Source organism: Parapedobacter luteus, assembly GCF_900168055.1.
Taxonomy (GTDB): domain Bacteria; phylum Bacteroidota; class Bacteroidia; order Sphingobacteriales; family Sphingobacteriaceae; genus Parapedobacter; species Parapedobacter luteus.
The window spans coordinates 514660-540531 of the sequence record NZ_FUYS01000002.1; the positions used below are offsets into that span (position 1 = coordinate 514660).

The following is a 25872-nucleotide window of genomic DNA, read 5'->3' on the forward strand; positions in this document are numbered from 1 at the left end:
CTTTAAGCTAAAGCAGCATGATATGAAAAAAGATTTGCCTGAAAATATTGTTCAAGATATTTCTATCGCGGTAGTACTGGAAAGCGACTCGCCGTCGGGTAAAGTGTGGAATGTATACCTCATCAATGAAAAGACGGTACCTATCAAGAATGTGATGGTGAGCTCTAAAGGATACGGATTAAAGAATGAGAAGGAAGTGCGGACAACCACATTACGGCATTTCATCGGCGATATAGACCCGAATGACTACGCCAAGATAGAGGCCATAGATGAACAGGTTTTCGGATTGACCAATGAGTATTGGCTTAGTTATTATATCGAGGGTACGATATATGATAAGAAGTATATTTTTCTTCCGGAGAGCATTATCGACGAAAATCTTATCAAAATTCCGGTATTGAACAAACCGGGTGTTTTGATTGGTGGAAACAATTAATCACAAATGGCCAGAACGAATACGATCATTGCCATAGACGGCTATTCTTCCTGCGGAAAAAGTACGTTGGCCAAAGCCTTAGCTAAGAAACTCCATTACCTCTATATAGACAGCGGGGCGATGTATCGCGCCGTAACCTTGTATTTTATTCGCCATGCTGTTCCGCTTGATGACGAACAAAAGGTTGCAGCGGCATTGGCGGCCATCCATATTGATTTCCATACGGCCGCTGGCCAGACGTGCATTTCGTTGAACGGTGAAGATGTCTCGGAGGAGATCAGGCAGATGTTTATCTCGGATTACGTCAGCGAGGTGAGTGCGGTCAAGGCGGTGCGCTCGGCAATGGTAGCCCAGCAACAGCGGATGGGCCGAAACAAGAATATCGTCATGGACGGCCGCGATATCGGTACTACCGTTTTTCCGGACGCGGACCTGAAAATCTTCATGACCGCTGATCCGAAAGTGCGGGCGGAGCGCCGTTACCTGGAATTAAAAAACAAAGGCGAAGATATAACCCTGGAAGAGGTATTTGAAAATTTGGCCCACCGTGATTACATTGATACTACCCGGGAAGAAAGTCCACTGGTGCGTGCAAATGACGCGCTTATCTTAGACAATACCGATCTTAATGAAGAGGAGCAGCTGCAGTTTGTACTCGACAGACTGTAGGATAACCACTTGGTGACGCATGCCGCGTGAAGCTTTAATGGTGTAACTGGGCTATATCATGCTGTGGCCGTCCTGCCGGGATATGCTTCCAACCCTTTCTCGAGGCATAGCAAAGCCTTATTCAGATCGTTGGCGTTTAAAACGTAAGCCAGCCTTACCTCATTCCGTCCGGCATTCGAAGTGCTGTAAAAACCACTGGCGGGAGCCATCATGACAGTCTGGTTTTGATATTCGAAATGTTCCAGAATCCATTGGCAAAACGAATCCGCATCATCAATCGGAAGCTGAGCCACCACATAAAATGCGCCACCGGGATTGGGGCAATAGACACCTTTGATGCCGTTAAGACCAGCGACCAACACATCCCTTCTGGCCGTATACTCTGCTTTCACCGCGTCAAAATAGCTTTGCGGTGTGTCAATGGCTGCTTCCGCGGCGATTTGGGCCACCGCAGGTGGGCTGAGCCTCGCCTGGGCAAATTTCAAAGCCGTGCGCCAAACCTCCTTGTTCTTGGTAATCATACAGCCTAGCCTTGCGCCACAGGCACTGTATCGCTTGGATACGGTGTCCAGCACGATGACATGTTGTTCGAGCCCCGCCAAATGCATCGGCGAGATAAACTCCCGTCCATCGTAGCAAAACTCCCGATAAGCCTCGTCAGATAGCAAAAACAGATCATATTTGAGGCATAGGTCACGAAGGGCTTCCAGCTCCTGTCGTGAATAAAGGTACCCCGTTGGGTTATTGGGATTGCAGATGGCGATAGCCTTGGTGTTCTTCGTAATTAGTGCTTCAAATTCAGAAATCGGCGGCAATGCAAAACCATCGGCAATATAAGATAGGATTGGCTTTATCTTAATGCCGGCCGAACAGGCAAAACCATTATAATTGGCATAAAAAGGTTCGGGAATAATAATTTCCTCGCCGGGGTTAATGCACGCCTGCATGGCGATAGTAATGGCCTCGGACCCGCCGTTGGTAACCAGGATATCATTGGGTGTAATCGCATATCCCAGTTTGTTGTAATAACTGCTCAATTTGCCTCGGTATGAGGCGGTTCCTTCCGAGGGTGTATAAGCCCAAACCTTGAAATCGATATTTTTAATTGCATCAAGCATGATTTGGGGCGTATCAATATCGGGCTGCCCGATATTTAAGTGGTAGATGTGTTTACCCTCCTGTTTAGCTTTATCGGCATAAGGTGTAAGCTTACGGATAGGTGAGGGAGGCATCTCAAGGCCCTTATTGGATACTGAAGGCATACGATTCGTGCTATTTTGCTGCAATATTAAGCATAGCATTTGATTTAAATGTACAAAAAAAACCGCCAGTTAATTGGCGGTTTTCCTGCATTTTTGCAACGCGCTGTCGGTTAGCCGGTTACCTCTCCTTTGATGTAAAGGGTTTTTACGGGGGTTTTGGTGTTGGAGCGAACCGTAAAATTTTTGGTAAATGGCTGCTTTACTTTCGCGTCATAGGTCACTTTAATGGAGCCTGTTTCGCCGGGTTTGACAGGTGTCTTTGTAAATTCAGCGACCGAGCAACCGCAAGAAGGCTTCACCTCGCTGATGATAATCGGCTCAGTGCCTACATTGGTAAACGTAAATTCGTATGAAACCGGTTGATTCTGGGGAACTTGCCCAAAATCATGGGTTTCTTTTTCGAATTTAAACTCCGCTTTACTGTTTTGCTGGGCCAACGCAGCCGAACCAACAAAGGCAACTAACAGCATGCATATTGTCGTAATCTTTTTCATCATTGTTTATTTGTTTTAGTATGACACATTGAAAATGGTATACAAATTTACTGTTTTAGATGAGAGGGTCAAAAAATGTTCCAAAAACTGATGGCTTTGCAACGAATTTGCTACATTGGAGGGCGATAGCGGGTCATACCTGTCTATGGAATATTCAGGTATTTATGGGTTTGAAGGGAAATCTCCCACTTCGGATGTTGCTTTACATAATCTACTATCAATGGGGTGATCTCCGCTGCTTTGGACCATTCTGGCTGCAAATATAGTCGGCAGGCGGGTGGCACGAGCGAAGCGTGCTTTTCTGCCCAAGCGAAATCGCTTTTGTTAAACACGATGACTTTTAACTCGCCGGCTGCAGCAATAACATCGGGCAATGGCCATTTGAATTTCTTTGGAGAAAGGCAAATCCAATCCCAATGGCCGCTCAAGGGATAGGCTCCGGAGGTTTCAATGAATGTCTTAATGCCTGCTGCTTGTAAGCCCCGTGTCAGGTAATCCAGGTTATAAAGCAAAGGTTCGCCCCCGGTGACCACGACCGTTTTGGATGGATACTGCTTGGCATGTTCAATGATTGTATCCGCAGCGGTGAGGGGGTGTAATGCAGCATCCCAACTTTCTTTAACATCACACCAATGGCACCCCACATCGCATCCGCCTAAACGAATGAAGTAAGCCGCTTTACCTGTGTGATACCCTTCGCCCTGAATGGTGTAAAACTCTTCCATTAGGGGTAATAATGAGCCGTCTTCTGGTACCTGATGCGCCATATTGTTTAAAGAGGTTGCAAAATTACGGAAAATTATGGAGATAAATTGAGCGCGGTGGTGTTGGGGTATTTCAAATGCCGGTGCGACGTCCAATTTTTGTTTCGTATTTCGTGTTCGATTTCGTTACCTTTGTGTCCGAAAAAGAAGTCACACCTTGTATTGTGATTTGTTGAGCTATTTTAATTAACATAAAATCATAGTTGTAAGTGATTAACATTACCCTACCCGATGGTTCGGTACGGCAGTTTGCACGAGGAACCACAGCGATGAAAATCGCACAATCCATTTCAGAAGGTTTAGCCCGAAACGTATTGGCTGCAGAGGTTAACGGTGAGGTATGGGATGCGTCGCGCCCTATTGAGGAAGACGCTACTGTACGCTTGCTAACTTGGAACGACAACCAAGGAAAAGCGACGTTTTGGCATTCCTCGGCACACTTAATGGCCGAAGCATTGGAAGCCTTATACCCCGGAATCCAATTCGGTATTGGACCCGCCATTGAAACAGGATTCTACTACGATGTCGACTTTGGCGACCGTGAATTTTCCTCAGATGACTTCAAGCAAATTGAAGATAAGATGGTCGAACTTGCTCGTACAAAGGCTGAATATCTGCGTAAACCGGTAAGCAAAGCAGAGGCCGTCGCTTACTTTACGGCGAAAGGTGACGAGTACAAGCTGGATCTGATTAAGGATCTGCCAGATGGTAGTATCACCTTCTATACGCAGGGAAATTTTACTGACCTCTGCCGTGGTCCGCATATACCGAACACCGGATTTATCAAAGCGGTTAAATTAACTAATGTGGCTGGTGCATATTGGCGGGGTGATGAAACCCGCAAGCAACTTACCAGGATTTATGGAGTCACATTTCCCAAGGCGAGTGAGCTGGCCGATTACCTGCATATGATAGAGGAGGCCAAGAAGCGTGATCATCGCAAGTTGGGACGTGAGCTGGAGCTGTTTGCCTTTTCAGAAAAAGTAGGGCTGGGGTTGCCGCTGTGGTTGCCTAAGGGGGCGCGGCTGCGGCAGAAGCTGATTGATTTTATGCAAAGGGCTCAGGTCAAAGCAGGATATGAACCTGTTGTAACCCCGCACATTGGGCATAAGAATTTATATGTCACATCCGGGCATTATGAGAAATATGGAGCGGATTCGTTTCAGCCTATCCATACGCCGCAGGAAGGGGAGGAGTTTCTACTGAAGCCCATGAATTGCCCCCACCACTGCGAAATATATAAGACCAAGCCCCGGTCGTACAAAGACTTACCTATCCGGTATGCCGAATTCGGCACCGTGTACCGTTATGAACAAAGCGGTGAGCTGCATGGCCTTACCCGGGTACGGGGGTTCACACAGGATGATGCACACTTATTTTGTCGTCCGGATCAGGTAAAGGATGAGTTTAAGAAGGTGATTGATTTGGTGCTCTATGTGTTTGGCGCGCTTGGTTTTGAGGATTACACGGCCCAGATTTCGCTGCGCGATCCGGAAAATAAGAGCAAATATATTGGTTCTGAAGATAACTGGAACCGTGCCGAGCATGATATTATTGAAGCGGCAGCGGAAAAAGGATTAAAAACGGTAGTAGAATATGGTGAAGCGGCATTTTATGGTCCTAAGCTGGATTTTATGGTCAAGGATGCATTGGGCCGCAAATGGCAGTTGGGTACGATTCAGGTAGACTACAATTTGCCAGAGCGTTTCGATCTGGAATATACGGGCAGTGACAACGCTAAACATCGTCCCGTCATGATTCACCGTGCGCCGTTTGGTTCGTTGGAACGCTTTGTTGCCGTGCTGATAGAACACTGCGCGGGCCAGTTTCCGCTGTGGCTCGCACCTGAGCAATTTATCATTCTTCCCGTGTCGGAAAAATACGAAGAATATGCAAAAAAACTTTTAGAATCGCTCAATAATTCCGATATTCGCGGCTTGATTGACCTGCGAGATGAGAAGGTAGGTCGGAAAATCAGGGACGCGGAGTTGAAAAAAATCCCTTATATGCTTATAGTCGGTGAAAAAGAAGCGGAAAACGGCACGATTTCTGTTCGAAAACACGGCCAGGGGGATTTGGGTACGATGCGTGTAGAGGCGTTTAGCGCACAGTTAATAAAAGAGATAACCGTTTAATTATTTTAGACATTTGGCATTAAATAGACCAGGATTCAGAGGCCCGAGACCTCCATTCAAGAAGAAGGAGCCGGAGCACCGTATCAATGAGAATATTAGGGTACCTGAGGTACGATTAGTGGGCGACAATGTAGAGCAAGGGGTTTATCCCACGCGCAAAGCATTGGAGTTGGCTGATGAATTGGAACTGGATTTAGTGGAAATTTCACCGAACGCTAGCCCGCCGGTCTGCAGGATCATTGACTACAGTAAGTTCATTTACGAACAGAAGAAGAAGCAGAAGGAGATTAAGGCAAACGCGAAACAGACGGTTATTAAGGAAATCCGTTTCGGGCCGAACACAAGCGACCACGACTTCGAATTCAAGCTTAAGCATGCGATTAAGTTTTTGGAAGCAGGCGAGAAGGTACGCGCGTATGTTCATTTCAAGGGCCGCGCAATCGTCTATAAGGAGCAAGGGGAAATCCTGCTGCTGCGCTTTGCCCAAGCGCTTGAAGACTACGGCAAAGTGGAGCTGCTTCCTAAATTGGAAGGCAAGCGGATGTTTTTGACCGTGGCCCCTAAAAAGTAAGTAAACTAACAAATCGATATAAAAAATAGTGAATCATGCCAAAAGTGAAAACCAATTCCAGTGCAAAGAAGCGTTTTAAGCTGACTGGAACAGGTAAGGTTGCGCGTAAGCATGCTTTTAAAAGTCACATTCTGACAAAGAAAAGCACCAAGCGCAAACGCAACCTGACGCAGACCGGTTTAGTGTCTGATGCCGATATGGGCAACGTTAAGCGGATGCTTACCATCGGCAAATAAGTCGGAGTCCGGAGTCGGAAGTCCGAAATTTTAAGTGTATTGTTAAAAGTTAAATAACCGGGTATTGGGTTGTAAGTTCATTGAGAGACATGGCGCCCACTACCAAAAAATCAAAAGATTATGCCACGTTCGGTTAACGCAGTAGCGTCAAGAAGACGACGCAAAAAGATTCTCAAATTAGCCAAGGGCTATTATGGATCGCGTAGCAAGGTTTATACCGTTGCAAAGAATACAGTAGAAAAGGGATTGTTGTACGCTTACCGCGACCGCAAGACCAAAAAAAGGGAATTTAGGGCTTTATGGATACAGCGTATCAATGCTGGAGCCCGTCAGCACGGAATTTCATATTCCCAGTTGATCGGAAAGCTGAATGCCAAAAACATCGGATTGAACCGTAAGGTACTGGCTGATTTGGCCATGAACAATCCGGAGGCATTCAAGGCAGTAGTTGATGCAGTAAAATAGAGTTTTAACCCGATATTGATTTTGTTAGGAAAGAGGGAGGCCGGCAGGCTTCCCTTTTTTAGTTCAAGGCCAGGTGCATCACGCTGTGCGGACCGATACCGGGTATCTCAAATTCTGCCGATAGTGTCGTAAAGCCCAACTGCCGGTAAAAATCATAAGCGACCCGGCGCGCGTTGCACCAGAGGTAATCAGCCATCAAACCGGTTGCCAAATGGTTGATCGCCGCATTCAATAGTTCGGTTCCAATCCCCTTGCCTCGCCAGTCGGGATGGGTAGCCATACCACGTAGCCGGTAGCCGGTTCCTGGGTGGCCTTCCAGCGCTTCGAGCTGGCAGGTCAGGATGCATACCGTGTCGCCATCACCTGACAGATATCCCATGTGGAACGTGGTTTCGAGATTGTCGCCTTGAAAATGACAGTCGGATAGCGGTGCACCAACCCGCAGTACAGCACTTCGCAAAGAGAGCGTTTCCTGCGCATTGATGAATCTAATCATGGTTAGTTATTTTTAACAACAGGTCGACCAAGCGATTGGAATAACCGTATTCATTGTCATACCAGCCAACTACCTTGACCAATCCGCCTACTACAGATGTCAATTGTGCGTCAAAGACACACGAATATGGGCTATTGAGAATGTCTATGGATACAATTGGATCGGTGGTGTATTGTAGTATCCCGTTCAATTCTGCGTTGGCTGCCTGTCTGAACGCGGCATTGATTTCATCGACCTTCGGTTGGCGTCTCAAAGTACAGGTGAAATCTGTCAATGAGCCATTTAAAACCGGTACGCGTATGCCAGCACCGCCGAGCTTGCCTTCCAGGTGCGGAAATACGCTGGTGATGGCTTTGGCAGCGCCGGTAGTAGTCGGTATGATAGAGGCAGTCGCTGCACGCGCCCTCCGTAAATCCCGATGTGGGGCGTCATGCAGGTTTTGGTCGCTCGTCATGCTGTGTACCGTCGTGATGTAACCGTCTAATATGCCCCAGTTTTCGTCCAGTACTTTTACCAACGGTGCAACATTATTGGTTGTACAGGACGCATTGGATAGGATAGGGGTACGCAGGCTGATAGCTGTATCATTGACCCCCAATACTACCGTCGGCACTTCCTTATCGGGCGAAGGCGCAGTAATGATCACTTGTGTTGCTCCGGCGTCAAGGTGCCGGGAAGCCTTTTCCCGGGTCACGAATTTACCGGTAGACTCTATCACAACATCGATGCCAAGCGATTTCCAGGGAAGATTTGCCGGCACAGGTTCGTTAAAAACGTGGATGGTATGCCCGTCAATCAGCAATTGATTGGACGTTGCATCCACCGATCCCCCGTACGGCCCGTGAACGGAATCGTATTTAAAAAGATGAGCGAGCGTTTGGGTATCGGCCAAGTCGTTGATGGCAGCGATATGCAGGTTGCTTGCCTTTCTAAGTAAAATGTTCCGGAGCGTATTTCGACCGATACGGCCAAACCCATTGATGGCGATAGTTGTCATGTTATGCATATACGAGCTGCCAAAGTTACACAATAAGCAATCATTCCCTAAAACAAATCGTTACTTCCGGCTGTTTTCCTGACATATGGGAAAGCATGAAGAACTAAAGCCGAGCGATTCAAAGCAGAATCTCAAAAAGGATAAACAGGTCGTCAAACGATCAGAAGACAAACGCTATGACAAGGATGAAGCTGATTTGGCGAATCCAGCGACAACCAGGAAATACAGCGAACAACCCCCAATTAAGCACAACTCCAAAACATAGCGTTGGAAATTAACAATGGAATGACATTGGACGTTCGTTTTTATATCAAATGGAATTACCTTTACCGAAATTCCATTTTGATACATGAAAACCATTATCGTAGCTACTGACTTTTCTAAGGAAGCCGAGAATGCCGTGGACTATGCAGCAGCATTAATCCAACAAATAGGGGGCAAAATTGTACTTTTCAATCTATACGTACCATCTATCCACGTCTCCAATGCGCGGCTTTCTCCGCAAGCTTTTGATCAATCCGCTAACCGCACCAAGGAACGGTTGGCCAGCCGCGCTGCAGCATTGAGCGATGCCTATGCTATTCCAGTATTGAGTTACCTTAGCGTGATGGGTGACATGGGCGAGGAAATTGAGCACCTCTTTGCCACCTATGATGCCAGCTTACTGGTCATGGGAATGGCGGCAAAGTCGTTGGAGCAGGATTTGCTTGGAAACACGACGACGGCACTGATTCATCAGTTTAAGTTTCCGGTATTGGCTGTTCCATACGGGGCAAAATTTAAGGGTGTCGATCGGATCCTGTTTGCCTGCGACAACCTGCAGGGAGTCCATCAGGTGATCTTACAGGAGGTCAAAACGTTGGCTTTGGGCATGAAGGCATCGGTGGAGATTTTCCACGTGAATAATCAAATCCGGAGGATTCAGGACGAAGGTATCGACGATCAAACAATAGCTGCCTTCGGGGAAGGGTTGGAAGGCGTGACGTATTATTATAAGGATGTAGCGTCCAATGCGGTAATCAAAGCCATACAAAACGAATTGATTAATATCAATGCCGACCTACTCATTATGTTGCCAAATAAATACGGTTTCTGGGGCTCGCTTATCCACCGGAGCAAGACACGCATTATGGCATCTGGTTTGTCGATAGCGCTGCTTTCCATTCCCTTGACCCTTGCCAGCAGGAAGGAAAGAACCGACGCTTAATTCCGGATAGCGGCAATCACTTTGTCAATATCGCGCTCACCGTCCCAATGGTCTTTCAGCTGGCCGTTATTTCCGTATATATATACGGCCGGGTACTGTGACGGAATATGGAATTTGTTGATGAAATCTGCGTTGCGGTCATATAACAATTCTACATTGGCCTTTCCCACCAAGGGTTTTGCATGGGTTTCCAGAAAGGACGCCATCAAGGCCGGATCGTTCATGGATACAAAGTAAAAATTTGCATCTTTCACTTGATCATAACGTTCGCCAATATGCTTTGCTTCATGCTGGCAGTGGCCACAGGTTGGATCGAACAGGATAAAGACGATATTCCCCTTCTTGGCGAGATCTTGCTTAGTGAAGCGGATGCCGCTACGGAGCATATAAAACGTAAAGTCGGGAATGGTCTGTGCGGGCTGGGGCGAAGCGGATGGTGTAGCCGGTTGCGGGGCGGCCGATACCGGATTGACGTCGGTTGCATGTGCCGCAGCGGAGGCGGCAGCTTGGGTATCTTCTGTTTGCGCTTCAATCGGCTTGGTGCTGTTTCCGCATGAAAGCATAGCCAGCAATAACAGTGTTCCAGTTAATGTCATCATGGTATTCTTCGTCGTAGTCATAGCAGCAAAGGTAAGGATTATCCGTCCAGTTTGCGAACCAAAAGCTGACAAGTGTACCGGTCTTTCAGTTCCATGATAATCGCTTTGTTGACCAGTACCCGATCTATCGTTTCTTGGTTATAGTGGCGAATGGTAATCAGTTCCAATCCGTTCTGGCATTGTACTTCATATCGGGCTTTGAGATCATGCAACAGCATGTTGACATTGTCTCCCGTGTCATCCACACTTACCGAGAAATTCACGGCACTGTTGTGCATCATGTTGACTTTGATTTTGTGTTGATGGAAGCGGCTGAAGATATCGCTCAAATTGTCTTCAACAATGAATGAAAAGTCCTTCGGAAGTATGGAAATCAACACCTGGTTGACCTTAAAAATAAATGATGGTACGGGCAGCGGGCCGTCAGTCCCACATATCTGTGTGCCTCCGTTTTCAATGTCTATGAACGACTTGACATAAAGTGGTATATTCTTGTTTTGTAACGGCTTGATGGTCTTTGGATGGATAACGGTGGCTCCGTAATAAGTCAATTCAATGGCGTCCAGATAAGAAAGCTCGGGGATTAACTGCGTTTCGTCGAACCATTTGGGATCTGCGTTTAGTACACCTGGTACATCTTTCCAGATCGTTACACTTTCGGCCTCGAGACTCGCTGCAAAAATGGCCGCTGAATAATCCGACCCTTCCCGTCCCAACGTGGTCGTGAAGTTTTCCGAAGTTGAGCCGATAAAACCTTGCGTAACAGCAAGCTGGTTTTCAAGCAACTGTGGAAGGTCCCGTTGGACGCGTTCTCTGGTGACGTGCCAGTCTACTTTCCCTTCGCGATGCGTGTTGTCTGTAGCGATGTAGTCACGGGCATCCAGCCATTTGTTTGCTATCCCGATGTGATTTAAATAGTGGCTGACGATGGTGGTAGAAACAAGCTCGCCTACCGACACGATCTGGTCATAAAGGTAATCATATGGATCCGCCGGTGCTTCTTCCAATATCCATTCGATCTCCACAAAACGATTGGAGACCTCATTGTAGACCGGATGACTGGTGTCGGTAAACAAGGCCCGCACAATCGAAGCATGATATTGCTTCGATTGTTCCAACAGGCCGAGTGTATCGTCTTGTTTGTTGAAATAACTTAAGGTTAGTTGCTCCAGCAGGTTCGTGGTCTTACCCATGGCGGAGACGACAATAAGCAGCTTGCTCGGTTGATAAGCGGCGACGATGCGGCCCAAGTTTACTACGCCTTCGGCGTCTTTGACAGATGCGCCTCCAAATTTGAATACTTGCATTTAAGGTTAATGATTTTGCATGTTTAATTCAGCGATGATACGCTTCGCCCGGTTGGTGAGAAGGCGTTCGATTTCACGATAGGGGACGCGCAATTCCGTTTGACCATCCACGTAAGGCTTAATCTCATAGATATTGTAGAGAAACAGCATGCTGTCCCGCTCTAAGGCAAAGTTATCGGGCAGCCTGAAGCGTCCTTGATCAAAAAAATACCGGTCTTCAAGCGATTGGTTGACGTCCAGGTTTTCCTGTTTTCTGAAATAACGTTCGGCTACCGCGGCCAATTCGTTTTGGAAAGTTTTGGCCACAACATCATCCAATCCCAGAAATGAGCGGTCTGTGAGGTCATAATGAACAAAGACGGTAGCATAATTGCCGTGGGCACCACCTGTATAACTAGAAGCATTGATTATCAGTTCTAAGTACGACGGTGTGATCCGGTACACTTTGGCATGCGATTCGGAAGTCCATACCCGGGGGAAGGGATCGGAGGCATGAAAATCGTCAAATTCACTGATGAACGTTTGAGCAGCCCCCTCTACGGTGGCCGTGTCGCTCCCTAAGACCGCTGCCAGGACGAAGCGGTTGACGACGGAGTCCTGAAACCTGGGATAGGACACGGTGAAATACGTTGTATCCGTTGTTTCACTGGTCTTGACCAGGTTCGAACTGTATTTTATGTAGTGTTCGTATTCGTATTCCAGCGTGTCGGAAGCGGCACTATTGGCTGTCGTTCCCTTCGTATCCGTATGGTTCTGGCATGCACTCAACAGCACTGTGCTGAGTAGATATAAGTTACGTAGCTTCATTGATTTTGCCATTATTATTGTTTACTTCCAGTGACACATTGACCCATTCTCCATCAAAAGACGCACCATATTTTTTATAGAAATTGATGGCGGGTTCATTCCATTCTAGTACTTGCCATACCATACCGCAATATTGCCGTGCGCGGCATAGTTCTCTGGTCGCATCAAACAATAACCCGCCGATACCCTTGCCACGCATCTGCGCCGTGACGATGATGTCTTCAAGATAAAGTCGGCGGCCTTTCCAGGTAGAATAACGGACATAGAAAAGCGACATGCCCACCAATTGCCCCGCCACATCGGCTACAAACGCTTCCCATACGGGCACGTCACCAAAGCCGGCATCGATAAATTCCTCCATACTTACGGTCACCTCGTCCGGAGCGTTTTCGTAAGCTGCCAGCTCCTTGATGAGCTCCAGCATCTGCGGGCAGTCAGCAGCGTTGGCTTTGCGTATCGTGATGTTCATTTTATTTGCCTGCTTCCCTGCCATTCATCACCGGTTACCGAAGATTGTACTTCCTAACCGCACCATGGTGCTGCCTTGCTCAATTGCAAGTTTGTAGTCAGCCGACATGCCCATCGAAAGGGTATCAAAGTGCGCGTCGTCTTTAAAAAAGCTTACCTTTATGCCGTCAAACAAAGACTTTAGCTCATGGAATTCTTCTTTGATTTCCTTCTGATTGGGCGTATTTGTAGCGATGCCCATCAACCCTTTAATCCGTATATGCGTTAATTGCGCAAATTCCGTCGATCGCAATAACTCGATGAGCTCTACGTGGTCAAGCCCAAATTTAGTGTCTTCCGTTGCGATATGTACCTGCAAGAGACAGCCAATGGTACGGTTATATTTTTGAGCCTGCTTGTTTATCTCCTTCAAAAGCTTCAGGCTGTCTACGGAGTGAATCAAGGTAATGAAAGGCGCTACATATTTCACCTTGTTGCTTTGTAGATGGCCAATAAGATGCCACTCAATATCTTTGGGCAGCACATCATATTTTGCAACGAGCTCTTGTACCATGTTTTCGCCGAAAGCCCGTTGCCCCGCATGGTAGGCTGTCAATATTTCTTCAGGTGTTTTGGTTTTTGAAACGGCGACGAGTGCCACATCTAACCGTTTGAGTTCTTCTTGAATCGTTTTTATCTGGTCAGCGATATCCATGAATCCGGCTTTATTTTTGTTTTTGTTAGCTATCTTTAACGTTTTCCCTCAATGGTTGACGGGTGATTGGCAAATTGCTTTTCATTGGCAATTTGTCTAAGTTTGCACAAAACTACAAAACCCGTGGGTTTCCACCAAAAGGGAGGTTGAAGGGGATAGAATAAAAAGAATGCAACGGCTGCTTACCGGAATTACGATTTTGTTTTTGTGCATCTCCTGCGGGGAGAAAATCCCGGATGGAATCATTCCGTCTAAAAGGATGCCCGATGTACTGTTGGATGTACATTTGGCGGATGGGCAGTTGATGGCCATGCCAATTGATTCAGCGCGTGCCTATCGCGACTCCTATTACCAAGCGATTTTCGACCGGTGGGGAATCGATTCAGCCGTGTTTAGACGGAGTGTTGAATATTATTCGACGCGGCCGCGTATAATGAATGAGCTTTATATAACGGTAGAAAAAAGATTGGAAGCACTTAACCTTGCTGAACAGAAGGCGGTGGAAGAAAAGTACAACCTGCAGCGGCGGGCAGATTCAATCATTAATGTCAGGCGATTGGATAGCTTGAAACGAATAGCCTTAGACTCACTGGATTTTAAACGCAAGCGCTTTCTGCTTTTCCTTCACGCTCCGGACAGTATTTATGGAGCACCCCATCCGATCACTCACGAAATGCTCCACGATAGACTATTGGAGTCGATTGGTTTGTCCCAGATGGCCATTGAAGGTCAAAATAAGGTCATGCCACGCGGCGAATCTCCAAGGCCTCCCCAGCCCCAGGCAAAATCAACAGAGGCCTCGCCCGTATTGCGGCCAATTGAAAAGATAAAATGAGCATGATTTACCCAGATAATGCGATCGAGAAGCTTGGTTTTGCCGATATAAAGGCTTTAATCAAAGCAAAATGCCTGAGTGAACCGGGGATGGAGATGGTCAATAAGATATCGCCACAAACGCGATTTGATCAGGTTGATAAGTTTCTAAGACAGGCTCATGAGTTTAAAGAGCTGCTTATTAATGACGCACCACTTCCTGTGGATCACCTCTATCCCATACGACCATTGGCAGAGAAAGCAAGGATTGTCGGTACGTTCTTGGCAGAAGACGAGTTTTTTGCGATATTGCTTTCTCTCAAGACCGTTTTTGCCGTTATCCGGTATTTCAATGAGCGAAGTGGCCAGTATCCCAATCTGGAAGCGTTGTTTGAACACTTGCCCATTGAGAAGAACATCGTGTCAGCGATTGAGCAGGTCATTGACGCAAAAGGCAGGGTCAAGCCTAATGCCTCGCCCATACTCGCTGAAATTATTTCAGGCATTACAAAGGCCGAACAGGAGGCCCGGAAGCGCATCGACCAGGTATTCCGGACTGCACAGCAAAATGGATGGACGGCAGACGGCAATTTGACTGTTCGCGATGGCCGGTTATGCATTCCCATCCTCGCCGAGAGCAAACGCAAAATAAAGGGCTGGATACACGATGAGTCAGCCACTGGCCAAACGGCTTACATTGAGCCTGAAGAAGTATTTCATCTGAACAATAAGGTGCGAGATCTTGAATTTGACAAGCGGCGCGAGATTGTTCGTATATTAACCGAGCTAACGGATGAATTGCGGCCTCACGTGCCGCTACTGATCGCCTATCACAACCTGTTGAGCAAGGTCGATTTTGTGCGAGCCAAAGCACTGTTTGCCATTGATATCGATGGGCATATGCCCGAATTGGGTAAAGATGCTTCTATTTCCCTTGTTGCTGCGCGGCACCCCCTGCTGTTGTTGACGCTACGCGAAAGCCAGCAATCGGTCGTGCCGCTCAATGTACATATAGACGATCGGCAGCGCATCATTGTCGTGTCGGGGCCGAATGCGGGCGGGAAGTCCGTATGTATGAAAACCATCGGACTATTGCAGTTGATGGTTCAGTCGGGGTTACTCATTCCCGCAGATGCCACTTCCAAAGTAGGTATATTCAAGCAACTGTTTGCAGATATTGGGGATGATCAATCCATTGAAAGCGATCTTAGCACGTATAGTGCTCACCTGTCAAAGATGAAATATTTCTCCGAACACGCTGATGCAAAAACATTGGTACTCATCGATGAGTTTGGCACGGGCACCGATCCGCTTTTCGGCGGACCTATTGCGGAGGCCGTACTGGAAGTGCTCAATCGGAAGAAAGTAAGGGGGGTAGTGACCACCCATTATTCCAACCTAAAGGTTTTCGCCAGTAATACGGAAGGAATCGAAAATGCGTCCATGCTTTTTGACAATGTAGCAATGCGACCACTGTACATTCTGCAAACAGGCAAACCCGGCAGTTCTTACGCCTTCGAAATCGCCCAGAAAATTGGATTGGGCGAAACCATTTTGCAGGCTGCGAGGCAAAAAATAGGCGACCAACAAAAACGTGTGGATACACTATTGGTTGATTTAGAACGCGACAAAAAGGAAGTCTATGAAGCGAAAATTGCTATTGCCCAAAAAGAAAAACAACTCAGCAGGTTAAAGGCGGAGAACGAGCAATTGCAGGCATATCTGGAAGAAAACAAGAAGACAATTATTAGCAAAGCACGGGAAGAAGCGCGCGACATTATCCGGAATGCCAATAAGCTGGTCGAAAATACAATATCAGGCATCAGGGAGAGCCAAGCGGAGAAAACGAAAACCAAGGCGTTGCGCCAACAACTGGATGCAGAATTGCACAAACATACTGAAAGGGCTAACATACAGCCTAAAGCCAAACAAAATCCCGTCGAAGCGGTTGCTATCAAGGTAGGTGATTGGGTGAAGATATTGGGCACGGACAATGAAGCACAGGTGATCAGTATAGCTAAAAATAACGTGGTACTGGCCATGGGCGAATTGCGCACCGTACAGAAGCGGTCAAATGTCATCCGTATAGCCAAGAAGGATGAACCGACACGCTCGCGCCAGCCCCATCAAACCAGGATTGCCGATGACGTGGCCAGTTTCCGGCCTGAGGTCGATGTGCGTGGCATGCGCACGGAAGCAGCACTATACGAAATTGAAAAATTTTTAGATAAAGCGGTAATGATGGGCTTCCCGAGCTTGAAAATCGTGCATGGTAAGGGCGACGGGATTTTGCGCAAGTTTATCCGGGAGTATTTACGCAAGTACGGCGAAGTGACGAGGATGGAGGACGAACACCCGGATAGGGGAGGTGAAGGAATTACATATGCGTATTTAGTCTAACAGCGGGTTCACCGAACACAAAATGGAATTTTTGCCTGAAAATAACGATTTGGTTGCTATTGGAGTTTCCGTACTTTCCGGCAGTTTGGTTGGACTGGAGCGGGAATACAAAAACAAGTCCGCGGGTTTTCGTACCATTGTATTGATTTGCCTGGGGGCGACAGCTTTTACCATTGCATCGCGCTATGGTGTGGGTAGCGACGACAGGATTGCAGCAAACATCATTACCGGTATTGGCTTTATCGGCGCCGGGGTAATCTTTAAAGACAAATTTTCCGTTATGGGGCTGACGACAGCAGCGGTAATTTGGATGGTAGCGGGTATTGGTATGGCGGCCGGAATTGGATATTATGGGCTTTCACTCTCGCTGTCGGTCATCACGGTTGTCGTGCTCTCGGTTTTCAATAAAGTGGAAGGGGCCATGGAACGGCTGTTTCTAACCCGTACCCTGTTTATCGTCTTTCAAGACATGGACGTCAACAACCTGGAAGAATTAAAACGACAAATGGACAAGCATCGTATTAAATATGTACGTAAAACGGTCAGCAAGCGGGCGCGCAGGTTGTCCGTAGTGTTTGAACTCACGGCCGACCGGAAGACCTTACAGCAATTTAACAATGAGATGATGAATCTCAGTTATGTGGAGGAATTTTATTATAATTCATAACAGCTAAGCGCGGCGGCTAAAAATGGTGGCAAAATTTGCTCTTTTTGTCAGAGTTTTAATCTTAACAAGCGGACCTCGTCCTATTTTTTTATGTGAATTAGCCAAAACTCACGTATTCTGAACGATTTTTCCTGTTTTTATTCTACTTTATTGTTAACATGGATATTTTTGTATGTTATGTTAATGTTTTGTTAACATGATTATGTGCTAAAATTAAGATAGACTTTTTACTTTTGCTTAAAAATAAAGCAATTAGTTGTTTACCCAAAAACAAATCACATGAAGAAGTCTTTACTTATGACGTCCTTAATGCTGATTGTTATTTCCTTTGTGCATGCACAAGTAACAACCAGTAGTATGACAGGTTCGGTGTCCCAAGTCGGCGGTCAGCCAACGGCTGGTGCCACTGTAAAAGCAACCCACGTGCCAAGTGGTACGGTTTACACGGGTACCTCAACGGAAAGCGGCCGTTTCAACCTCGCAAACATGCGGGTAGGAGGACCATATCGGGTTGAAGTGACGTACGTGGGGCAATCACCGGAGATTTACGAAGATATTTTCCTGCAATTGGGACAGCCTTACGTGTTGAATGCGATACTGTCTGATGCGAGCACTACGCTCGATGAAGTAGTAATTACGGCGTCTGGAGCGATTAATGTGAATAAAACTGGAGCTGGTACCAATGTTAGTACGCAGCAAATTGAAAATTTACCTCAGATAAGTCGGAGTGTTACGGAGTTTACAAGGTTGACTCCACAGGCTTCAGGAAATTCATTTGCGGGGCGTGATGCTCGCTATAACAATTTGCAAATCGATGGAGCCAATTTCAATAATGGTTTCGGACTCAGTTCAAACCCATTACCTGGTGGAAATTCCCAACCCATCTCATTGGATGCTATCGAGGAGATTCAAGTTAATATTGCTCCGTTTGACGTTACACAAAGCGGCTTTACTGGGGCAGGTATTAATGCGGTAACTCGGAGTGGTACAAACACTTTCCATGGTTCGGTATATGGTTTTTTTAACAACGATTACCTTACAGGTAGAAAAATAAAAGATAACCTGTTAGAGGCGGAGGATGGCGCAAAACGTAATTATGGCTTTCGCTTAGGTGGGCCGATTATAAAAGATAAGCTGTTTTTCTTTGTAAATGTGGAGCGCGAGGAAGCGACAGGTGCGAATGCTTCGGGCGCCAACCTTTGGAAAGCATCTTCAGATGGTGTCGCCAACCCAGATCAATATATCGCTCGAACCAGACGGGATGATTTAGTCGCTGTTCGGAATCACTTGATAAATGTATGGAATTATGACCCGGGGCGTTATGAAGGATATGCCGATGAGGCCAGTCAAGGTGCGACGAAAATTCTGGCCCGGATAGATTATAATATCAGTGATATTCATAAACTGTCTGTTCGTTACAATCAGGTCGTAGGGGTTAATGATCAGCAGGCCAACGGCAACTCGGGTCCGTATCCGCGGAGTTCGTTTAACCGGGTGAGTCAGAATTCCATCACCTTTGAGAATGGAAATTACGGATTCGAAAATACTGTTCGTTCGGTAAGTGCAGAATTAAATAGCAATTTTAACTCGCGGTGGTCTAATCAGTTTTTAGCTACTTATACCCGGATCCAGGATCTGCGTACTACTCCTGGGGATAGACTGTTTCCATTCGTTGATATTTGGGATGGGGGTAGAGCGGATGGTAACGGTAATTACATGAGTTTTGGCACAGAATTATTCTCTTTTAACAACGATGTGGTCAATGATAATTATTCATTTATCAATAATCTGACCTACGTCGCTGGTAGACATACGTTTACCGGTGGCGCCGCTTTCGAAATACAGAAATTTGGAAACAGTTATACCCGGTCTGGAACTTCTTATTATCGCTATGCATCGGTGGAAGATTTCCTTACTACGGGAACGCCTAATGAGGTAGCTCCTATTATGTTTTCATTGACTTATCCTTATGAAGGGCAGGACACTTACGCGCGAATCAATTTCGGTCTCGCATCATTGTACCTGCAAGACAGGGTTACTGTTACCGATCGATTGGCGTTGACATTGGGCGTACGTGCTGAGTTACCGCTATATTTAAATGATCTGACACCAAATCCGGCAATTAATGCAATAGAGTTACTGGATAAAGACGGTAATCCCACACATTACGACTCAGGTTCATGGCCAAGATCAAGGGTGTTGATATCACCAAGGCTGGGTTTTAACTTTGATGTATTAGGTGACCGCTCATTTATTTTACGTGGAGGGAGCGGCTTCTTTTCTGGACGGGTTCCTTTCGTTTGGTTGACCAATATGCCTACCAATGCGGGTGTCTTGCAAAATACGATTGAACCTGGAAGTTATGATGATGTTGCTTCATGGATTGGAAATGTTACTTTCCAGCCTCAGGATCCTTATTATTATGTGAAGAACCCTCCCCGTGGTGCAGAGGGTGTCTTCATTACTACGCCATCAGGAGGGGCACCTGGCTCTTTTGCATTGGTAGATCGTGATTTTAAAATGCCGATGGTGTGGCGTAGTAGCTTGGGTGTTGACTACAAGATCCCGAATTCCCCTGTTACGTTAATCGCAGACGCGTTATACACTCGTGACATCAACGCCGTATTTCAATTGGGAGCAAACCGCGTAGCCTCAGGAAATACCATGAACTACGGTGGAAATCCGGGGGATAATCGTGAATTTTTCCAGCCGGGTCAAAGCACGGCTTATAATCCGGTGATGGGGGGAAATAATGCAACAGTATTGACGAATACAGACGTAAAAGGACACGCATTTAGTGGTACTATTGGTGCTTCTATAGCTAATTTCCACAACTTGTCCGGATCAGTTTTCTATACGTATTCAGCAGCTAAAGAAGTGTCTGCGAATGCCGGATCGAGCGCAAGTTCGGCTTGGAGTGGCAGCCCGAACATCAATAGCCCCAATGATCAATTCTTGTATGCCTCCAATTTCGCTGTACCTCATCGGGTGATTGCAAATTTGAACTATAGATTCCAAAACACTACCATTGGGCTTTATTACAATGGTTCGCATCAGGGCAGGTTCTCTTACACATACAATGCCGACATTAATAACGATGGTGTAAACGCTGATTTGATTTATCTACCACAGAATACCGCTGATATTCCATTCTCCGCATACTCGGTTACTATTAATGGTGTCGCATATGAGTTTAGTGTTGCCGACCAACGTGCTGCCTTTGATGCCTATGCTGCTGAAAACGGCCTAAATAAATACCGTGGCGATTACTTGCCCAGGAACGCATTTCTTATTCCTTGGCTCAATCGATTCGATTTGCGCTGGACGCAAGACCTATTTAACAATGTAGGTGGACAACAAAATAAGATTCAGTTCACCGCCGACATTGTAAACGTAGGTAACTTGCTGAATAGGGATTGGGGTATTCAGAAAATGTTTAATAACAATATGCAGAACCTGTTGACAAGAGCATCTGCGACCGACGAATCAGGTGTTCCAAGCCTGCGGATGAACTACATTGTCGAGTTCAACCAAGAAAGGGGGCGAGATGAAGCTGTATTGCCGACTTCTCCTTTCCGTGATGCCAGCACATTCGGAACTACGTGGAGTGCTCAGCTCGGTTTACGTTATACCTTCTAATAGATTTATCGTAAATTAATAATGTGATAAGCGGTCCAAACTAAATTGGGCCGCTTATCTTTTGACCATTTGGGCAGACGATGACAAACGAATGTTTTCGGCAAGTGTTATAACCTCTGCGCAGATTCGCGTCCAGGTAAGCAGCTGTGAGGGTTTTCCGATTAGGCCAATGCCACTAGCAAAAGGTGAATCGGATCATACAGGTCAACCACAACCTGAACCGCCTGAAACAACGGGCCGAGAAAAAGCTGAAAAGCAAACGGGGCGTCAAAAAGCGGAAGCAGCGATGCCACGATGTCGAGCCGGTCTTCGGCAACATCAAACACAACCACAACTTCAAGCGCTTCATGCTAAGGGGATTGGATAAGGTCAATGTTGGAATGGGACTACTGTCATTGGCACACAGCCTGAGAAAAAAGAGCTTCCTAAAAGCTCCTTCGCCTTATTGCTAACAACCTATAGCTTACCCCGAACACAAAACACCTCTTTCAATCTTGCAAAACGATCACTGAATTAGAAAAAAAGGAAACGGGAAGCGCGCCGATAAAAAATACCTGTAATACTTCAAAAATCAAAAAGCCGCCTCAGTTATTTTTGAGACGGCCTCTTTTAGTTTTATACAGATATGACTAAAGGACTTAAACGGTAGGCCCCTGCGACTTCCCCGCTTCCACTTCAGCCCGGATCTTACTGTGTCGCTTACCATAAAGGAAGTAAATCACGATACCAAGTGCCATCCAGATGGCCAGCCGTTCCCAGCTTTCGATAGGAAGTGAGGCCATCATCGCGATGCACACGATAATACCGAGAATGGGTATAAGCGGTACCAGCGGGGTACGGAAAGGCCGCGGTGCTTCGGGGTTAACCTTTCGCAGCACCATTACTCCGATGCAGACCAACGTAAAAGCAAACAACGTCCCGATACTTACCATGTGGCCCAAATCGGATACCGGCACAAATCCGGTGAAGATGCTGACAAATATCATGAATATGATATTGGTTTTCCAAGGGGTTTGTCTTTTTGATAAGTCGGAAAAGAAGCGGGGAAGCAAGCCATCCTTGCTCATGGTATAGAATACCCGGCTTTGACCAAGCAGCATTACCAAAATCACAGATGTGTATCCGGTCAGGATGGCGATGATTAACGCGGTATTAAGAAACGTATACCCCGTTTTTGCAAAGGCTGTAGCAACTGGCTTTGCGTCACCGGCAAACAATTTGTAGTTTTCCAGGCCGGTCAGCACGTAGGAAAATAATACATACAATACGGTGCAAACCAACAGCGAGCCGATGATGCCAATAGGCATGCCTTTCTGTGGGTTTTTAGCCTCTTGGGCCGCTGTGCTCACCGCATCAAACCCGATGAAAGCGAAGAAAACAACCCCCGCACCGCGCATGATGCCGCTAATGCCAAAATGGCCAAAATAGTCGCTCTTAAAAAACTCAAAGAATCCCAGCTGACCGGACTTGACCAGTTCTTCACCCTCATTCACCGGAATGAACGGCTGGTGGTTGAGCGGATCGATGAAACTCCATCCCAATGCGATAAAAATCAACACAACCGCTACCTTCACTACCACGAGAATGTTGTTGACTAGCGACGATTCTTGGGTGCCGCGCATCAACAACAATGAGAGCAGGCATACAATGAAGATGGCTGGAAGGTTGACCACACCACCTTCCCAGGGGCCATGAAGGAAATTGTGCGGAATATGAATCCCAAACTCCAGCAAAAATTGATTGAAATACTGGGACCAACTGGAAGCTACCGTCGCAGCACCTAATGCATACTCAAGCACGAGGTCCCAACCAATGATCCAGGCTACAAACTCGCCCATGGTGGCATATGAATAGGTGTAAGCACTGCCTGCCACTGGAATCATGGCGGCAAATTCCGCATAACAAAGTCCCGCAAACGCACAGCCTACAGCCGCTACAATAAATGAAAGCGTGACCGCAGGGCCCGCGTTTTCTGCAGCTGTTATCCCGGTAAGGGAAAAAAGACCGGCGCCGATAATGGCACCAACGCCCAATGCTACCAAACCACTACTTGATAATGTCCGTTTAAGTGTACCTTCACCGCTTTCCGCTGCTTCGGCAATTAACGTAGGAATCGATTTTTTAAATAACATACAATTTTTGTTTTGGCAATTCAGGCCATTCCAGCTAGTTGGGGCCAAACCTACAAATTTTTATTTTTAAATAAAGGCTTTTTTTTTCTTACTGCAGCTATGTAATGATTTTGTTGATATCGGCTGTGCTTTTTAATGCAAAAAAGGGATTTGCACTAGCAAATCCCTCTATTTATATAACTTTTCTTATCCCACAAACACGATTTAGTAGATGTAGGGATTGATGGGGCGCGCTTGCGTTTGTTCTGCCTTTGTAAACTCCGTTTCTATGTGCTTTTTCAGATCGACGTTGACATGATTGCCACCGCCATTCACACTGATATGTGGTGCGATGATCAGCGACACAATTGACATCAGCTTGATCAGGATATTCATAGAAGGGCCGGAAGTATCCTTGAATGGGTCGCCCACGGTGTCGCCGGTTACCGAGGCCTTATGCGCATCAGAACCCTTGTATTCAATCTTGCCATTGATTTCTACACCTGCTTCAAACGACTTTTTAGCATTGTCCCATGCACCCCCTGCGTTATTCTGGAACATTCCCAGTAACACGCCGGATACTGTGACACCAGCAAGTAGCCCGCCAAGAATCTCGGCCGAGGAGGTATCTTCGAATACGCCTTTAAAGCCAAACCCTACCAATATTGGCACAATCAGCGCAATTGCACCGGGTAATATCATTTCGCGGATGGAAGCCTTCGTGGATATGGCAACACACTTGTCATACTCGGGCTTCGCCTTATATTCCATGATGCCGGGTATCTCCCGGAACTGCCGCCGCACTTCTTCTACCATCGACATAGCTGCACGGCCCACCGCAGCGATCGCCAACGAAGAGAAAATAAAGGGAATCATCGCACCGATAAAGAGCGCTCCCAATACGGGTGCTTTATATAGGTCGATGGAATCGATGCCCGCAATACCGACAAATGCCGCAAACAAGGCCAGCGCCGTCAACGCCGCCGAGGCAATGGCAAACCCTTTTCCAGTGGCTGCGGTGGTATTACCCACGGCATCCAGTTTATCCGTGCGCTCACGTACTTCTTTCGGCAATCCGCTCATTTCGGCAATGCCCCCGGCATTGTCGGCGATCGGACCGAACGCATCAATAGCCAGTTGCATAGCGGTAGTTGCCATCATGCCGGCGGCAGCGATTGCTACACCATATAAGCCTGCAAAGGCATACGATGTAATGATGCCGGCGGCCAGGATAATGGTAGGGACTGCAGTTGATTCCATGCCGACGGAAAGGCCGCCGATAATGTTGGTGGCATGCCCTGTAGATGATTGTTTGACAATGGATCCGACCGGACGCTTGCCCATAGCGGTATAATATTCAGTAACAATACTCATCAGTGCTCCCACGATGAGGCCCACGACGATGGCAAAGAAAACATCCAGAGAAGTAAAGGATACGCCGCGCAGCGCCAATTGATCGGGTAGCAACCAACCGACCACGAAGTATGATGCCAAGGCTGTAAACAAGATAGAAGACCAGTTTCCGAGATTCAGCGCCTGCTGCACATTGCCTTGATCATCGTTGACTTTTACCAGTGCCGCACCAACAATCGAGAAAATCAGTCCCAAGCCAGCGATGAGGATAGGCAGCAGCACTGGAGCTATACCGCCGAAACTATCGGCCGACACAATTTCCCGTCCTAAAACCATGGTGGCTAGTATGGTGGCTACATATGAGCCGAAAAGATCGGCGCCCATACCGGCAACGTCTCCCACATTGTCACCCACGTTGTCCGCAATGGTTGCGGGATTGCGCACATCATCCTCTGGGATTCCGGCTTCAACCTTTCCGACCAGGTCGGCCCCCACATCGGCAGCCTTCGTATAAATGCCGCCGCCTACGCGGGCAAATAACGCAATGGATTCGGCTCCAAGCGAGAAACCGGCCAACACCTCCAGCGCTTTTTCCATTTCAAGGCCGTTGACGCTGGCGCCAGTGCTCACGACGTAAATCTGATAAAAAACGATAAATAAAGCCCCCATACCCAAAACCGCCAGACCTGCAACCCCGAGCCCCATTACAGTACCGCCCGTGAAGGAAACCTTGAGGGCTTTCGCAAGGCCGCTTCTCGCGGCTTGTGTGGTTCGGACATTGGCCTTCGTGGCGATGTTCATGCCGATATAGCCCGCGAATGCCGATGTAACCGCACCGATGACGAATGAGACTGCAATAACCCAACTGGAGGTCTCCACCAAGGTGCCGGACCATGCTAACAAAATGGCCGCTATCACCACAAAATAGGAGAGTACTTTCCATTCTGCTTTTAGAAAAGCCATTGCACCTTCGGCGATATGGCCGGCCAACGAGCGCATATTTTCGTCACCGGCATCCTGTCGGCTTACCCATGCTGACTTGACAATCATCACAATGATGCCTACCAAACCCAATAGTGGAATCAGGTAAATCAGATTTGCTTGTAAAAATTCCATTTATAATCGATTATTGTTTACAAAACGTTTCATTGTTAAATAGGTTTCAACAAAGAGTCGCCAAAAATAAGATGCTTATTGCAATAATCAAATTTATTTATATGAATTAGTCAATTTTACCTGCTCTCGTGTCACTAACTTAATTGGAGCATAACCTAATGAATAT

25 protein-coding genes are annotated in these 25872 nt (G+C 46.9%); 13 read left to right on the forward strand and 12 right to left on the reverse strand.

What is annotated here, in order from left to right; translation table 11 throughout:
• The first annotated feature begins 22 nt into the window (after window positions 1-22).
• Both B5X72_RS05455 and cmk read left to right on the forward strand, forming a co-directional pair.
• Window positions 23-436: a hypothetical protein gene (locus B5X72_RS05455; RefSeq protein WP_079715806.1), complete on the forward strand. Its 414-nt coding sequence runs from the start codon at window positions 23-25 to the stop codon at window positions 434-436.
• Between the two features lie 6 nt (window positions 437-442).
• The gene (gene cmk / locus B5X72_RS05460) at window positions 443-1105 is read left to right on the forward strand and encodes a (d)CMP kinase (RefSeq protein ID WP_079715807.1); all 663 of its coding nucleotides are present in this window, start codon (window positions 443-445) and stop codon (window positions 1103-1105) included.
• Window positions 1106-1161: 56 nt separating this feature from the next.
• On the opposite strand, the gene B5X72_RS05465 is transcribed toward cmk, so the two are convergent.
• The 3 genes from B5X72_RS05465 to B5X72_RS05475 form a co-directional block, all read right to left on the reverse strand.
• Window positions 1162-2367 carry a pyridoxal phosphate-dependent aminotransferase gene (locus B5X72_RS05465; RefSeq protein WP_079715808.1) on the reverse strand — a complete coding sequence of 402 codons (1206 nt, stop codon included), beginning with the start codon at window positions 2365-2367 and terminating at the stop codon, window positions 1162-1164.
• 110 nt (window positions 2368-2477) lie between these two features.
• Entirely contained in the window at window positions 2478-2861 is a 384-nt protein-coding gene (locus B5X72_RS05470) for a DUF1573 domain-containing protein (RefSeq protein ID WP_079716031.1), read from the reverse strand.
• A 143-nt stretch (window positions 2862-3004) separates the two neighbouring features.
• Complete coding sequence (locus B5X72_RS05475; protein ID WP_079715809.1) at window positions 3005-3628, reverse strand: 7-carboxy-7-deazaguanine synthase QueE; 624 nt, start codon at window positions 3626-3628, stop codon at window positions 3005-3007.
• 206 nt (window positions 3629-3834) lie between these two features.
• Here B5X72_RS05475 and thrS point away from each other — a divergent pair, with 206 nt between their 5' ends.
• The 4 genes from thrS to rplT all read left to right on the forward strand — a co-directional run bounded on the left by thrS (window position 3835) and on the right by rplT (window position 7032).
• Window positions 3835-5760 carry a threonine--tRNA ligase gene (gene thrS, locus B5X72_RS05480; protein WP_079715810.1) on the forward strand — a complete coding sequence of 642 codons (1926 nt, stop codon included), beginning with the start codon at window positions 3835-3837 and terminating at the stop codon, window positions 5758-5760.
• Between the two features lie 13 nt (window positions 5761-5773).
• Window positions 5774-6331: a translation initiation factor IF-3 gene (infC, locus tag B5X72_RS05485; protein ID WP_079715811.1), complete on the forward strand. Its 558-nt coding sequence runs from the start codon at window positions 5774-5776 to the stop codon at window positions 6329-6331.
• A 35-nt stretch (window positions 6332-6366) separates the two neighbouring features.
• Window positions 6367-6567 (forward strand): 50S ribosomal protein L35, encoded by a 201-nt coding sequence (rpmI, locus tag B5X72_RS05490; RefSeq protein WP_079715812.1) that lies wholly within the window; start codon window positions 6367-6369, stop codon window positions 6565-6567.
• A 120-nt stretch (window positions 6568-6687) separates the two neighbouring features.
• Window positions 6688-7032 carry a 50S ribosomal protein L20 gene (gene rplT, locus B5X72_RS05495; protein ID WP_079715813.1) on the forward strand — a complete coding sequence of 115 codons (345 nt, stop codon included), beginning with the start codon at window positions 6688-6690 and terminating at the stop codon, window positions 7030-7032.
• A 58-nt stretch (window positions 7033-7090) separates the two neighbouring features.
• Here the strand turns inward: rplT and B5X72_RS05500 are convergent, their stop codons facing one another.
• Window positions 7091-7528 carry a GNAT family N-acetyltransferase gene (locus B5X72_RS05500; RefSeq protein WP_079715814.1) on the reverse strand — a complete coding sequence of 146 codons (438 nt, stop codon included), beginning with the start codon at window positions 7526-7528 and terminating at the stop codon, window positions 7091-7093.
• Window positions 7521-8525: a type I glyceraldehyde-3-phosphate dehydrogenase gene (gap, locus tag B5X72_RS05505; RefSeq protein WP_079715815.1), complete on the reverse strand. Its 1005-nt coding sequence runs from the start codon at window positions 8523-8525 to the stop codon at window positions 7521-7523. The genes B5X72_RS05500 and gap overlap by 8 nt, the downstream gene beginning before the upstream one ends.
• 85 nt (window positions 8526-8610) lie before the next feature.
• On the opposite strand from gap, the gene B5X72_RS05510 reads away from it, so the two are divergent.
• Both B5X72_RS05510 and B5X72_RS05515 read left to right on the forward strand, forming a co-directional pair.
• On the forward strand, window positions 8611-8790 hold the full coding sequence (locus B5X72_RS05510; RefSeq protein WP_079715816.1) for a hypothetical protein: 180 nt from the start codon (window positions 8611-8613) through the stop codon (window positions 8788-8790).
• Between the two features lie 84 nt (window positions 8791-8874).
• Window positions 8875-9732: a universal stress protein gene (locus B5X72_RS05515; protein WP_079715817.1), complete on the forward strand. Its 858-nt coding sequence runs from the start codon at window positions 8875-8877 to the stop codon at window positions 9730-9732.
• On the opposite strand, the gene B5X72_RS05520 is transcribed toward B5X72_RS05515, so the two are convergent.
• The 5 genes from B5X72_RS05520 to B5X72_RS05540 are packed head-to-tail and all read right to left on the reverse strand — an operon-like array spanning window position 9729 to window position 13607.
• Complete coding sequence (locus B5X72_RS05520; RefSeq protein WP_233632583.1) at window positions 9729-10352, reverse strand: TlpA family protein disulfide reductase; 624 nt, start codon at window positions 10350-10352, stop codon at window positions 9729-9731. The two genes, B5X72_RS05515 and B5X72_RS05520, sit on opposite strands and share 4 nt — an antisense overlap.
• Window positions 10353-10369: 17 nt before the next feature.
• Window positions 10370-11638 (reverse strand): aspartate kinase, encoded by a 1269-nt coding sequence (locus B5X72_RS05525; protein WP_079715819.1) that lies wholly within the window; start codon window positions 11636-11638, stop codon window positions 10370-10372.
• Between the two features lie 6 nt (window positions 11639-11644).
• The gene (locus B5X72_RS05530; protein WP_176146108.1) at window positions 11645-12445 is read right to left on the reverse strand and encodes a DUF3298 and DUF4163 domain-containing protein; all 801 of its coding nucleotides are present in this window, start codon (window positions 12443-12445) and stop codon (window positions 11645-11647) included.
• Window positions 12432-12914, reverse strand: coding sequence for a GNAT family N-acetyltransferase (locus B5X72_RS05535; RefSeq protein WP_079716032.1), 483 nt, complete (start codon window positions 12912-12914; stop codon window positions 12432-12434). The genes B5X72_RS05530 and B5X72_RS05535 overlap by 14 nt, the downstream gene beginning before the upstream one ends.
• Before the next feature lie 27 nt (window positions 12915-12941).
• Window positions 12942-13607, reverse strand: coding sequence for a YggS family pyridoxal phosphate-dependent enzyme (locus B5X72_RS05540; RefSeq protein WP_079715821.1), 666 nt, complete (start codon window positions 13605-13607; stop codon window positions 12942-12944).
• 169 nt (window positions 13608-13776) lie between these two features.
• Between B5X72_RS05540 and B5X72_RS05545 the strand changes: the two genes are divergently transcribed.
• The 5 genes from B5X72_RS05545 to B5X72_RS05565 all read left to right on the forward strand — a co-directional run bounded on the left by B5X72_RS05545 (window position 13777) and on the right by B5X72_RS05565 (window position 21578).
• Window positions 13777-14442, forward strand: coding sequence for a DUF4296 domain-containing protein (locus B5X72_RS05545; protein ID WP_079715822.1), 666 nt, complete (start codon window positions 13777-13779; stop codon window positions 14440-14442).
• 2 nt (window positions 14443-14444) lie between these two features.
• Complete coding sequence (locus B5X72_RS05550; protein ID WP_079716033.1) at window positions 14445-16820, forward strand: endonuclease MutS2; 2376 nt, start codon at window positions 14445-14447, stop codon at window positions 16818-16820.
• Between the two features lie 31 nt (window positions 16821-16851).
• Complete coding sequence (locus B5X72_RS05555; protein WP_176146109.1) at window positions 16852-17487, forward strand: MgtC/SapB family protein; 636 nt, start codon at window positions 16852-16854, stop codon at window positions 17485-17487.
• Window positions 17488-17766: 279 nt separating this feature from the next.
• The gene (locus tag B5X72_RS05560) at window positions 17767-21126 is read left to right on the forward strand and encodes a TonB-dependent receptor (RefSeq protein ID WP_079715824.1); all 3360 of its coding nucleotides are present in this window, start codon (window positions 17767-17769) and stop codon (window positions 21124-21126) included.
• A gap of 185 nt (window positions 21127-21311) precedes the next feature.
• A complete protein-coding gene (locus B5X72_RS05565; RefSeq protein ID WP_079715825.1) occupies window positions 21312-21578 on the forward strand; it encodes a transposase in 267 nt (88 codons plus the stop codon).
• A 186-nt stretch (window positions 21579-21764) separates the two neighbouring features.
• Here the strand turns inward: B5X72_RS05565 and B5X72_RS05570 are convergent, their stop codons facing one another.
• Complete coding sequence (locus B5X72_RS05570) at window positions 21765-23258, reverse strand: amino acid permease (protein ID WP_079715826.1); 1494 nt, start codon at window positions 23256-23258, stop codon at window positions 21765-21767.
• A gap of 204 nt (window positions 23259-23462) precedes the next feature.
• Entirely contained in the window at window positions 23463-25706 is a 2244-nt protein-coding gene (locus B5X72_RS05575; protein ID WP_079715827.1) for a sodium-translocating pyrophosphatase, read from the reverse strand.
• Between the last annotated feature and the right edge of the window lie 166 nt (window positions 25707-25872).